This window comes from candidate division KSB1 bacterium, from assembly GCA_034521575.1.
Classification (GTDB): Bacteria; Zhuqueibacterota; Zhuqueibacteria; order Residuimicrobiales; family Krinioviventaceae; genus JAXHMJ01.
Window position 1 is genome coordinate 1,914,562 of sequence record JAXHMJ010000005.1, and the last position, 13,165, is coordinate 1,927,726.

The following is a 13,165-nucleotide window of genomic DNA, read 5'->3' on the forward strand; positions in this document are numbered from 1 at the left end:
CTCCACTAGTTCAAGGTTACTGCGTATAAATCCCACGTCCGTCAAAATCTACAATTGTCAGATTATCCAGCCTCTGAATGCTATACTTGACTTTGTTTCCCCGGGCATCCGTAATACGCACACCCCGGTCCAGATGCTTGAATCTAAGCACATTTTGTCCTCTTGCGCGTATGGTATAGGAAATATCCGACCTTGCGTCTACAGACTCGAGTTCGACCGTGGAAGAGACCAGACAATTTTTCAATTCACTGCGTTCCCGCATGTTGACGGCAAGCGTATTATCTCCATTCTCAATCTGTTTGAGAGGAATTTGCAGGGTGTGCTGCAGCGGTTCACCGTTCAGCAGCACCTCGGCGATCGGTCCGCTGCCGCTGTAGGTCACATCAAACAAACCGTTCTGATACACATAATCCGTCAAAGAGTCCAGATACTTTGTGCGGCGCACGGCAATTCCGAACGGCAGCCGGTGCAGCCCCATATGGGTGACCGCCGACAGCCAGGGCGCGATGGAATACACCAGCGGCCGCACATCGTGAAACGGATCGCCGTCCTCTTGATCCACCAGTTCCGGTATGGTATAGGGCATGGGCAGATATTTCCCGGGACGCACACTCTGCGGCACCAGATAATCCAGAGCCGCCATGATGCGGTCCTCATCATACAATTCCGTATCCATGCTGGTCAAAATAGCGTTATAGGCGCAGATAAACATGCCTTTCGGATTGTCCTCCATATCCGCAAGCAGGGCGTTTCGGGCGTTTTTATAATGTTCGGGATAATTCGGATGCAGCGGCGGAATGGCCAGCGCCCAGCGGTAATCGGTCTGATCCATGCCGTAAGGATCTGCTGCCATCATCGTACCGTTGTCGGTCAACAGATCGCCGTAAGAAGGAAGATCACCCGGCGTGTCAAAAAAATGCCGCATATTCTCTTCCAGACCCTCGGCCTTGCGCAGATACGTTTCAGCCGTCTCGGCGTCGGTCATGGCGGACAACATCATGTAATTGCTGTAATTGAGCATATTGATATACAAATCATAAGACCGGACGATCAGACTGTCTTTGTACGTGGATTGCCAGAAATCATTCGGCCGACCCACCGCATTGTCATACCCGTCTCCGCGGCTGCCGGTCAGCGGCGTCTCGCAGTAATAGTACCGGTAAAACAAACCGCGATCCTCATCGAACGAATAACGCTCCAGCCAGTCCATGCCCTGTTGCAGGTTTTTGAGGTATTGGCCGCTGACATAGCGGTCCTCGCCGGTTTGCGTCCAATGCGCAAACGCCGGCCAGACGGCGTAAAACAGACCGTCTTCTTCCCATTTGGTGATGGGACCGGCCATCAATTGACCGAAAAACCTGCCTTTCGGTTCTTCCCGGCTGATATTGGGATTCAAAAGCGCGATTTTACAATGTTCAGCAGCCGCATCTGCCCAGCCGGAATAGCAGATATGCGAGGTGTTCATACCGCCGTCCCGGTACCAGAGCAGATAATAAATATACTGATTCGTGGAGCGCATAAATCCGCCGTCCTGCATGGACAGGGCGATACGCCGGTTTTTTTCCAGCAGTTTCTGCATCTCGGGTCGGTCTTTGAGCTGAAAGCGTCCCGTTTTCAGCGCTTCGGACACCTTTTGTTCATTCACCCGAATTAATGCTTTCATGTCCGTTGATGCAATCTCCGCAGCGGTTTCGGCAACCCGTTCCTTTTTCAGCTCACCCATGATCACCAGCGGCTGTCCGGCCGCCAGTTCTGCGCGCGCGTAAATACTGCGGCCCTTGTCCAGCGTTAGCTGATGCCGAAACTGTCCGGCGCCGTCCCCCATCACGGCGGCAAAATTTAAGACCCGCCCGCGGTCCGTATGCTGCAGCACAAACTGATTTTCAGTGCGCGCCAGAGCCGAATCCGATTTGTGGCTGGCCAGATCCACCTTGCCGTCCTGCTCAAACCACAAAACCAGCCCCGGTTCATCGAACAAACTCACCAGATGCAGGGTCTGGTTTTTAAAATACAGAATGCTGTGAAAGGGATCAAAGTCGCAGCGTTCAAACCGGTCCAGATTCAAACCCGGCAGCGTGATGCGATCGTACACCTTGCAATGGTCATCGCGATTGGAAAAATTGCGGTCGCGGTAATCCAGAGACGTCCAGGCCTGCGGTGAAATCCACAACTGCAGATCACTGCGGTCCACGCAATACTCAACACGCAACCCGTTGCGGTTCTGCATCAGGATAAAGGTTTCCGGATAGGTAATTCCGTACTGCGACGCGTTCATGTACAGCAGTTCGTTTTCACCTTTTTCATTCTCATTGATATTGACCTCTGTCTCGGCGCCTGACGCGTACAGTCCCGTCAACACACAACTTAGCATCAATATCAGAACAAGCTTTAATTTTGACATTTTGTATCCCTTTTCATTTCAATTCATCAATCTTTTTTTGCTTTCTGCAATCCTGCGCCGGCCTGTTGAATCCTCGGATCATGGCGGATCAAATAAAATCCAAAACAAAGAATATGCAGATAAAAACATGCCTGCCGGACAGCCATACATCCTTGCAGGACCGTCCGACAGGGATGCTGTTCAGAATTTAACCGCCAAAGCGCTGCCTGGCGTCATCCAGGATCTTGACGGTCGCTGTGGCGCCGCAGCGCGCCGCGCCGCAGTCGCGCACCATCAGCAGCCCATTTAGGGTGCGCACACCGCCGGCCGCCTTGACCTTAACCTCGGGATCGGAATGTTTGCGCATCAGTCGGAGATCATGTTCGGTGGCGCCTTCATAGGCGTATCTGCCGTCCTCGCCCTTGACAAACCCGAATCCGCTGGACGTCTTGACATAATCGACTTTGAGTTCGCTGCAGATCTCACACAGTTTGATAATGTGCGCATCATCCGGCATATAATCATTTTCAAAAATCACTTTTAATACGGCATGGTTCGCTTTGGTCACCTTGACAATACTGCCGATTTCCTTTTTGACATAATCCCAGTCACCGCTCAGGACTTTGCCGATATTGACGACCATATCGATTTCAACGGCGCCGTCTTTGATGGCCTGTTCGGTTTCGAACACCTTGACATCGATGGCGCTGTTGCCGTGCGGAAATCCGATGACACAGCCGTTGATCACATCCGAACCTTTTAAATATTCAGCCGCTTGTTTGACCGCGTACGGTTTAACGCAGACCGACGCCGTATCATATTTGACAGCAATTTCACACTCTCTTTTTAAATCCTCATCCGTCATGGTCGGATGCAGGATCGAATGATCAATCATTTTTGCGAGTTCTTTGACAGTTGGCATATTTTCCTCTCCTTTTTTAGCTATATGTTTATACCTGTTTTTCGAATACTGTTTTGGACACATTCAGCGTCCTGGTTCCTTGTGTCAGCTTTTGCCGATGCTGTTGTAAAATATCATATATCAGTCCGCTTCTTTGCCAAATTCTCCGAATGTGTGCGGTAAATCTCTGACAAATGCACTCAGTTTTTCTTTCAGTTCAGAGGCGGTTTCACCATACCCCACGTCCGTAACCAGATTCCGCTGTTCGAACGGATCATTTTCCAGATCATACAATTGATCCTTGTCAAAATAATTCGGAAAATCCCGGACTGCGCTATAAATCACGCCTTCGCCCTGCCGGTGCCAGTTGGCAATGCCGCTCCAGCCGATGCGGCGCGGTTCTCCGGTTTCGGCGCTTGTTTGCGCTTCGGCCTGCATTTTGTCCAGCACCTCCTGCGGCGGCCGATTGGCAATATACTTCCATTTCGGCGTGACCACCGCCTTGATGTACGCGCATTCCAGCAGCAGCGAATCCCGCCATCCATCGGCTTGTTCTTTTAAAAGCGGCAGAAAACTGCGGCCATCCCGCGACATATTTTCCGGCGGGGTTCCGCCGGCCAGTTCAATACAGGTCGGCGCGATATCAACGCTCGCGGCGATCTGATCGATCCGGGATCCGGGTTCGACATGGCCCGGCCAGCGCAGCAGGAACGGCACCCGGTTGCCTTCGTAGCAGGTAAACTTGCCGCGCGACTGGTGATCGCTGGTAAAAATGACCATTGTATGTTCAGCCAGACCCAGCTCGTCCAGTTTTGCCAGCACCGCGCCCACACTGTCATCCATCCAGGTGGCCATGGCATTGCGCTTGTCAATGCCGTGTTGCTCCAGACGCTTAAAAATCGTTTGCCGCGGCGGCTGCACATCCGGCGCTTTATCCAGCATGCCCGCCGGCGTCGCCAGTTTGTTGCCCATTTCCCAGTCTGAAAAATACTGACCGTGCGGGATCGGAAGCGGCATGTACAGAAAGAACGGCTGATCCTGAGACTGCTCGATAAACTTTAACGCTCCCTCTGTAACCCATTCCATATTGTGTGTGCGCATCTCCTCGGGCAGTCCGAGAAACTCGACGTTTTCCATATAGGCGCGTTCAATAAAATCAAAGTCCAGATCATCCGCATTGATGAGAATTACATTGGGTTTTCGCGCTTTGGAACAGGACGCGTTCAGGAAAAATCCGCCGGCAATCGCCGAGGCGCCTGCTGTTTTCAAAAAGGTTCGTCGTTTCATCCTGTCATCTCCTATTTCAACACACCATCGGTTACACCGGGCCAGTCATCGGTCCGAAACGGTCCGGCCGGCAGTCCGACCGAATTGTACAGATTGCACACCGGATTGTTGGCCCAGGCATAGCGCACGGCTCTCGGTTCATCCATTGTATCGGACCAGACCACAACCTGATCGCCGCGGATCTCGGCCTGCGCCGGAACAAATTCGCGATCCGGTCCGGCGATACTAAACCCCTTCAGCGTATTGCTGCCGCGGCTCACCAGACTATCCGCGGTATGCGCAAAATCAATGATTGCCCGGCCGTTTTCTATGGACATGGACGTGTAAACCGGACCGGACCCGAGCACGTCCTGCCCATAGGCCTGTGCCCGCGCCCAGAGACCCAGGCGCTTTCCCACATCCTGTTTGTTTTTCGGGTGAATATCATCCGCTTCGCCGATATCGATAATGACCGCCAGTCCGGTGTTTTTCAGTGTTTCAGCGGTCATGGCCTGCGCTTCGCGCAGTTCCGCCCAGGCGCTTTCTTCCGGCCCCTCACTGACAGCCATGTAATTGGCCAGCTGAACAATACCGAAATAACAGGTCTTTTGATCCCACACACGCCGCCAGTCGTTGATCATCGCAGGCAGCAGGGTGCGGTACTGCCGGGCGCGGCCGGCATTGGCCTCGCCCTGATACCAGATGGCGCCGCGCATGCCAAAGGGCGCCAGCGGATGAATCATGGCATTGTAGAGTCCGGCGGGAGTATGCGGATGTCCCGGACCGCGCGGTTCCGGCGGCAAATCGCCGCTGCCCGGTCCCGTGACCAGGGACGGGATTCCAGGGCTTGTTCCACTTTGTATGTCCAGGCGCCGTGCAGTTCAATCTCTTGTGCGGTATCGTTTTTCTGCTGAAGCAGCCGCATTTGCGAACGCGCGCCGGCAAATCCACCCTCGCCAAAACGATCAAACACACGCACGGCAATGACTGCATCACCGGCGCGCACAAGTTCAGCCGGGACGCTATATTTACGCGGATGCGTCCAGAAGGACGGCGTTTCCTCACCGGTCCGGCCTACCTCAACACCATTGAAACAGGTCACATCAAAATCATCAATCGGACCCAGGGACAGATTCAAATCCTGACCGGCCCAGGCATCCGGAATGCTGACGGTTTTGCGGAACCAGACCGCGCCGTCAATGCGCATATCCTCCCATTGTTCCCAGAATCCCGGCAACGTGCAGGTGCGCCAGTCGCCGTCATCGAACTCCGGATCGGCCCATCCTTTTTTCACGCCCCGGTTGCCGGTGTCCGTCTGGTCAGACATCCAGCGTTTCTTTATTGTTTTTGATCTTTTCCACCAGTTCGCGGTATTCCGCCATGCGCCGGGGATAATTCTGCGTCACATTCTCTGCCCAGTGTGTGACAAGAGGTTTCAACAGCGAATCAGAAACCAGCGCTTCTTTACTTGTCCAGGCTTCCGCCGGGGTGCCGCCCCAGGAACTGTGAATCAGTCCCACCGGTACATCAAGATGTTCATGCAGATGACGGCCGAAAAAAAACCCCACCGCTGAAAAATCGGCCACGGTCTCCGGTGAACACGGCTGCCAGTCTCCTTTAAAAGCTAAACCGGGGTGTGTCCGCTACCGCCTGTTTTACCGTACACAGCCGTATAGTCGGATAGACCGCATTTTTAATTTCCGGTTCACTGTTCATGGAAAAGCGAACGCTCCAGTTCATATTCGACTGGCCCGAACACAGCCAGACTTCCCCCACCAGCACATCCTCAAATCGCGTGGTGTCCGCGCCGATGACCGAAAGAGAATAGGGGCCGCCTGCCCGCACGGGTTTCAGCTTGAGCGACCAGCTGCTGTCCTCCGCAACCGCCGCGCCGCGCAGCTGATCCGCAAACTTTACCTGCACGTAACCGCCCGGGTCCGCCTTGCCCCAGACCGGAATGTCCATATCCCGCTGCAGCACCATATGATCGCTAAAGATTGCCGACAACCGGATATTTTCAGCCGTGGGCGGTTTAACACCGCATCCTGCTGCCAGCACAAGCACGATGACAGCCATACACAGATATATTTTCGGGTGTTTCATCAGTTCCTCCTGCAATCTAAGGTTTGATCAATTTGATTTCATCAATGAGCAATGTGGGACTTTTATGCCGGCTCTGCCACCAGGCCGGCCGTTCCTCAATGTTATAAGCGGATATTCGCAAATATTTTACATCCATGAGGTTTACCGGCGCTGAAAATTCGCGCACCTCGTAATAAAAATGCTTTTCATTCGCATCGGTGCGGGTTTCATACACCGTTTTGAACGTGTCACCGGTTTTCGAGGCCTCGATAACTATACGGCGCGGATACACATACCCCCAGTACCAGTCTGAGGAAAAGCGCATTTTGATGGCGGCCAGATTCATCCGGCGCGTCAGTTCGATATGCGCAATCATGTCCGTTTCAAAGGCCAGCCAATGCTGTTCCAGATTTCCGGCGGCTCCGGTTTGGCCGTCGAATAAATCAAAGCGATCAGGTGTCTGGAATAATGTTATCGGATCGTGATCAAAATGCACGGAATCCACTTTGACAGCATGATAGCGTTTTTGTGCAATCAGGCCCGTCAAACCGTGTTCAAAACAGGCCGCGTTGATCACCGCGGATTTGTCGATGGAAAACGGCCCTGCATAGACCTTTGAATTCAGGGTCGGCAGGCTTCCGTCCGTGGTATAACGGATCTTGACACCCGGACGATGAGCGGACAGACGAACCTGCAGAGAATCGGAAAACAATCGCTGATCCGGTTCAATCACCGGTTTGCTGAGAAAATCCTGACGCGCATCCGGCAGGTCATAACGAATCCAGGTCTGCTTGTTCCCATTCCGCACCGGCGATATCCGAACGGCAAACTGCATATCTTTCGCCCGCACCAGATATTCATCACGAACGCCGGGACCGCAGGCTGCGGTCCCCAGACCTGATTGTCTGTGATCCAGGTCAACCGTAATAAAGTCATTTTTTTCGAGTTCATACAAATGCGAGGCCGATTCAATCTGCCGGTCATCATAAAAAGATGCGCTGAAATGCATCAGGCTATCAGACTGAAATAAAAGGCCGTCGCTGCCGTCGGTCAAACTCATCCAGCGCACATCCGCCCGATTGCCGTTTTCCTGCGGCAGTATATAGGGTTCAAACAGGTCGGTCACCGGCAGAGTATAGGTATCGACAAAGGCGCTGGTCTTGCGGTCCGGATAATTCTCATGCGGTCCGCGTCCGTACCAGGCGGCCTGATTCAAGCGCTCAGGCACCTGCATCTGCACACCCAGCCCGGGCAAAATCGTAACATCCGGCTGCGGATAAACAAATGTATGGAGAATCAAATCCCCGTTAATCACCGTGTAATGGTGGATCACCTGAAACAAAAGTGTGCGCTCCGTATCCAGCATGGCAAAGGTGGCGATCAATTTGGCGGTTTGGGGGGTCACCGCGGTCTTGAGATCCACCAGCTCGGACTGCAGTTGATCCAGATTTTGTTTTTTCCACAAGCGCAGACCGTTCGCGTCTTTGGCGTCATTGTCGGTGGGCGGCCGCCAGACACACAATTCCGGTCCCCTGACCAGAACATCCTCACCGTCCAGATGCCAGGTATCCAGGGTGCCCGAGCGTTTGTCAAATCCGATGAACCAGTTCCCGCCGCTGACATTAAGACGCGCTGCAGATTCCGTCGCAGTGATCCCGGGGAGCTCGGGCAATGGGTTGATGGCCCAGCCAGGATCGCGTCCGGGCAGTTCAAACTGGGCTTTGGCAACCGCATGACCGCCAGACAAGCTCTGATCGGATTCGAGTTGCGCATACACGTTCAGAAAACACTCTCGTTCGCGCGGCAGTTCAGCTGAATTAAAATCAATTTTCACAGACGCCGATGACCCGGCGGGAAGATCAAGGCGCGGCAGTGTACCGGACTGGATGCGCTCTCCTTCACAGGTCACTTTCCATAAAAACTTTAAATCTTTCAGATTCCGGAAATGATGAGCATTGTGGATATCAATCAAGCCGCGGGCCAAATCCACAGCGGTGAACCACACGGGCTGGTAGGCGACTTTGGCTTCAAGCAGCGCCGGTGTGATGCGGCGATCCGGATACACCAGACCATTCAGACAAAAGTTCGCATCATTCGGTTCATCCCCGAAATCTCCGCCGTAAGCGAAAAATCGCTCACCCTGTTCATGGGTCTTGTACAGACCCTGATCCACCCAGTCCCAGACAAAGCCGCCCTGCAGCCGCGGATACTTGCGGATGACTTTCCAGTAATCCATAATTCCGCCGTTGTTGCCCATCGCATGCGAATATTCGCATAAAATGATCGGGCGGTCCGGGAATTGCTTGTGAAACCGGACGATTTCATCCGGTGACGCATACATATTGGAAATGATATCAAACTGACTGACACCGGTCGCCTCTTTGGAATCATCATAATGTACGGGACGCGACGCATCCAGCGCTCTGATGCTGTCCGCCAGGATATCGAAATTGCGGCCATAGCCGGTTTCATTGCCCAGAGACCAGACGATGACCGAAGCATGATTGATATCCCGATGCAGCATGGACCGGCCGCGATCCAGAATGGCCGCCTGCCAGTCGGGATTGTCATTTAATACGCCGGTTTCCCGCAGATGATGGCCTTCGATATTGGCCTCATCCCATACGTACAGGCCATATTCATCGCACAGGTCATACCACAGGGGATGATTCGGATAATGTGCAGTGCGCACCGCGTTGATATTGTGCTGCTTCATGAGCTTGATATCCCGAATCATGAGATCGCGCGATACCACCCGTCCGGTCTCCGGATCAATCTCATGCCGGTTGACGCCGCGCATGACTACCGGCACGCCGTTGACGCACAACTGACCCTGCTTGATTTCCACTGTACGAAATCCGATGCGGAACGAAACAGCTTCCAGCACAGCGTCTTTTGAATCCCTCAGCTCCAGCGCCAGCGTGTATAAATTCGGGAATTCGGCGCTCCAGGCACCCGGTTGCTGAATTTCCGCATCAAATTTTTGCATCATCCGGCCTGTTCCGGGGATCTCAATGCCCTTATCCCTCTCGATAACCACGTTGCGCCCCTGCGGATCTCGCAGTTCATACGTCAAACTCAAGCCGCGGCCGTTGCGTCGGGTGTGATTCTCGAGATGAGTCTCCACCGTCAAAAGACCGTTTTTGTATTCCTCATCCAGCGGAGACCGGATGACCACGTCACGAATCCGCAACCGCGGTTCAGCGGTCAGGTACACATCCCGATAAATACCGCTCAGTCGCCAGAAATCCTGATCTTCCAGGTAACTGCCGTCCGACCAGCGGTACACCTGCGCCGCCAGCAGATTTTCACCCGGTTGTATCCATTTTGTGATATTGAATTCAGCCGGAGTCATGCTGCCCTGACTGTAACCGACTTGCCGTCCGTTAATCCACAAATAAAACGCGGACTGGACGCCTTCAAAATGGATAAAAAGTTCTTTATCCTTCCAGGTTTCCGGCACTGTGAATGTTTTCCGGTACGGATCGCAACCGGATTGTTGCGCCGGATGAACGGCGGCTCGGCCGGAAACGGATATTTTATATTGGTATAAATGGGGGTGCCATATCCCTGCATCTGCCAGTTGGAGGGCACCGGAATCTCGTCCCATGCGCTGTCATCATAATCTATTCGATAGAACCCGGACGGCGCGCCGGCATCATCCGACACCCATCTGAATTTAAAACTGCCGTTCAAATCTTTATACAACGCCGATGCGGATACATCATTGTTCAGGGCTGCCGCTTTTGACTGAAACGGAATAAAATGCGCCCGCGGCGGTTCCGTGTTGATATTGATGACCGCGGGATTCTGCCAGTCAACCGCAGTCGTTCCGCCGATCCCGACAGCGGCCGAAATCAGCATGAATAGTCCTGCTATACGACACATGCTTCTGTCCTTCACACGCGGCTCCTACTTTAATTTGACAAGCAATTGTTTCGATTCAGGGATCATCACATCCGATTTAAAATTCAGCGCCCATCCGGTTTCGGTCTCCTGAGCATCAAACGCCAGCGGTTTATCCGAAAGCTGTACAGATTTCACAGCGGTGATTCCGAGATCGTTCAGGGTCAGTGACCGGACGCGCATCTCGCCCGCATGGTTCAGCAATGCCACGGATTCCGCTTTTTTAATAAAATCCGCTGTGCCGCGGTTGTAGGCAAAAAAGAGGTTATAAGCATCCTCCGGATGACAGGGGAAAGGAATAGTGGTCATTGCGAATGCTCAATCCCAGCACACCGTTGATGATCGCCCACGCGGACATGGGCCGGAAATAATGACCGCCGAATTCCTGATGATCAAAATACAGACCATTGTCCCGGTAGCGGTCGTCCACGGTCTTGATCACAGACATGGCCTCATCATACATATCTTCGTACATGAGAAACGAAGCAAACCCCAGTTCCACACCCGTCCAGCAGGTATTGGCCTGATCCACCCACAGATTGGTCTCGTGAATGGGATACAATTCCGGATACTCGGGCCAGGTGCAGTTGCGCAGACCGAAATCCGCTTGGTAGGACAGGTCCAGCACCGTCTGCAGGGCCGAGCGCACGTGTTCCGGATTTAGGATATACCCGAATCCGCTCTGATGCGCCAGCCACTGGCCGATCACCTGATCGGTGAGACAGGCATTGTCCACGCCTTTGTCTCCCTCCTTGTCATTGTACAGAATGTAATACTCGCCGTTCCACAGCTTGTCTTCCACCAGCTGCCGGGTGACCTCAAACACGTTCCGGCTTTTGCGCTGCATGGCCTCATCGTTCATCACCCGGGCCGCCTGTACCATCCCTTCAGCGGCGCACAGCCACTGGCTGTGAATATACGACGCCATTCCGTACATGGGAAAATTGTCATAACTGCACATAATGCCTTCCATATCCGGCAGCAGATCACCGTCCTGGTCCCGGTCATTCAGTACGTAATTGAACGCCTTTTTCAACGACGGCCACATTTCCTTCATATAGTCTTCATCGCCGGTCCACAGATAATCGCGCACCACCTGCTGAATATAATTACCGGGCAGATCGATACGGTGATACACGCCCCAGGTGCCGCTCTGCAGATAATCCAGGTCCACGGCCAGTCCGTGACCGATTTCACCGCGCTCAGTCTGACAGTGTTTGTGACGGCGCATGGTCGATTTCTGCAGGTCCGGGAACAGCGACAACACACTGGCGGACCCATACAGAGACACATCCATGGTGCCGTTGGGTCCCCAGGATTTATTCGGGGCCATGCCTTCGCGGATGGCAAAGTTGCCGTCCCGGTCCAGGGTAGAGCTGGCGATAAACGTATTCAGCTGCGAGTTAATCTGGTTCAGGGCAAACTGCGGCAGATCACTGGCGTAAAAATCATCGAAAAAACGGCGTGTCTGTCGTGATAACGGCGCTTTCTGCTGCACCATGTAATCAGCAACCCCGGCTGCACTGTCAAAGAAATTATTGTAATAATGTCCAATGCGTTTGGTTTTGGTGTAATTGATCCTGTAATCGTCCTGCTGCAGCCATTCGATGGGCTGCATGCCGTCCTGCGCCTGATGCGCGCCCCAGGCATTGGGAAAATACCAGGTAAACACAAAGGAATGGTTAAATTCTTCGCCGGCGCTCAAATCACGGGTGATGCCGATGGAACTGAAATGCCGCTGGTCTTTGGTGCCGCCCTCGGCAATGCGTCCGCGCTTTTCACCGTTGTCCAGCGTAACATTGCGGCCGGCCGTGTCATCAATATTGGGAAAATGATTTTCGACCACCAGCCGTTCGTAATAGGGGTGCTTGTGCTCCCAGCCCAGATAATAGGTGGACTCGCCGGATAGTGAAGCCAGACCCATATGCCCGTAGGTGCGGTACTCTGGATCCAGATCACCGGCGCTCATATTCAAAACTTTATAGGCGTCTTTTTCAACAATATCCGCGGTAAAGTATTTGTCCACGGTGTCATACCCCACCAGATTGCGCAGGGATGCGATCAGGAACACGTTCACGTCTTTCGAGGAGGTATTGCGAACCTTGAAATCAAAATACACACCCGGCAGTGATGAATTCTTGACATCAAACGGGATAAAGGGATTGTAGACTGTCACATCGATCTCGAACGGCATCCCGGAATCACGAAAGGTCATGTCCGTATACGGAAACCGCGCTTCATATTCGATCTCGTCAATGCCATTTAACCAGGGATAGTAATAGGCGATACCCTCCAGACCGGCTTCGTTATAGCCGCGGTTCAGCTGCAGCAGTTTCAGTTGCGGATCTTTTCCCTCCACCTGATAGCGCACGATGAAAAACAGCAGCGATTTATCGTCATGACTGCGCGGATGCGCCGGAATCTCAAACACCGGACCGGCGCCCAGCGGATAATTGTTAAAGATCGACCAGTTGTAAAACTGTCCGTCCTTGCGCAGTTCCACAGATCCGGTGCCCAGTCCGCCGTGCGCAATGCCGCTGCGAGGCCGGTAGGATGATTTGTATATTTCAGATGCTGACAGCAGCGAGGTCAACATGGCTGCAATAATGAACATTTTTATAAATTTCATA

Annotated in this window: 11 protein-coding genes; all 11 read right to left on the bottom strand. The window is 53.2% G+C overall.

All coding sequences use genetic code 11. The features are described from left to right. Window positions 1-16: 16 nt before the first annotated feature. Entirely contained in the window at window positions 17-2,401 is a 2,385-nt protein-coding gene (locus U5R06_21565) for a hypothetical protein (protein ID MDZ7725332.1), read from the bottom strand. Window positions 2,402-2,588: 187 nt separating this feature from the next. Continuing rightward, on the bottom strand, window positions 2,589-3,302 hold the full coding sequence (gene deoC / locus U5R06_21570; GenBank protein MDZ7725333.1) for a deoxyribose-phosphate aldolase: 714 nt from the start codon (window positions 3,300-3,302) through the stop codon (window positions 2,589-2,591). A gap of 120 nt (window positions 3,303-3,422) precedes the next feature. Beyond that, complete coding sequence (locus U5R06_21575; GenBank protein ID MDZ7725334.1) at window positions 3,423-4,568, bottom strand: sulfatase-like hydrolase/transferase; 1,146 nt, start codon at window positions 4,566-4,568, stop codon at window positions 3,423-3,425. An 11-nt stretch (window positions 4,569-4,579) separates the two neighbouring features. Continuing rightward, window positions 4,580-5,350: a sialate O-acetylesterase gene (locus U5R06_21580; protein MDZ7725335.1), complete on the bottom strand. Its 771-nt coding sequence runs from the start codon at window positions 5,348-5,350 to the stop codon at window positions 4,580-4,582. Then, window positions 5,287-5,874, bottom strand: coding sequence for a hypothetical protein (locus U5R06_21585; GenBank protein MDZ7725336.1), 588 nt, complete (start codon window positions 5,872-5,874; stop codon window positions 5,287-5,289). Before U5R06_21585 ends, U5R06_21580 begins: the two co-directional genes overlap by 64 nt. Beyond that, the gene (locus U5R06_21590; GenBank protein ID MDZ7725337.1) at window positions 5,867-6,133 is read right to left on the bottom strand and encodes a hypothetical protein; all 267 of its coding nucleotides are present in this window, start codon (window positions 6,131-6,133) and stop codon (window positions 5,867-5,869) included. Before U5R06_21590 ends, U5R06_21585 begins: the two co-directional genes overlap by 8 nt. A 31-nt stretch (window positions 6,134-6,164) precedes the next feature. Beyond that, window positions 6,165-6,650, bottom strand: coding sequence for a hypothetical protein (locus U5R06_21595; protein ID MDZ7725338.1), 486 nt, complete (start codon window positions 6,648-6,650; stop codon window positions 6,165-6,167). 16 nt (window positions 6,651-6,666) lie between these two features. Then, on the bottom strand, window positions 6,667-10,092 hold the full coding sequence (locus tag U5R06_21600) for a glycoside hydrolase family 2 TIM barrel-domain containing protein (GenBank protein MDZ7725339.1): 3,426 nt from the start codon (window positions 10,090-10,092) through the stop codon (window positions 6,667-6,669). Next, window positions 9,981-10,517 carry a hypothetical protein gene (locus U5R06_21605; protein MDZ7725340.1) on the bottom strand — a complete coding sequence of 179 codons (537 nt, stop codon included), beginning with the start codon at window positions 10,515-10,517 and terminating at the stop codon, window positions 9,981-9,983. The genes U5R06_21600 and U5R06_21605 overlap by 112 nt, the downstream gene beginning before the upstream one ends. A gap of 24 nt (window positions 10,518-10,541) precedes the next feature. After that, the gene (locus U5R06_21610) at window positions 10,542-10,844 is read right to left on the bottom strand and encodes a hypothetical protein (GenBank protein ID MDZ7725341.1); all 303 of its coding nucleotides are present in this window, start codon (window positions 10,842-10,844) and stop codon (window positions 10,542-10,544) included. Further along, complete coding sequence (locus U5R06_21615) at window positions 10,801-13,164, bottom strand: GH116 family glycosyl hydrolase (GenBank protein ID MDZ7725342.1); 2,364 nt, start codon at window positions 13,162-13,164, stop codon at window positions 10,801-10,803. Before U5R06_21615 ends, U5R06_21610 begins: the two co-directional genes overlap by 44 nt. Window position 13,165 lies beyond the last annotated feature (1 nt).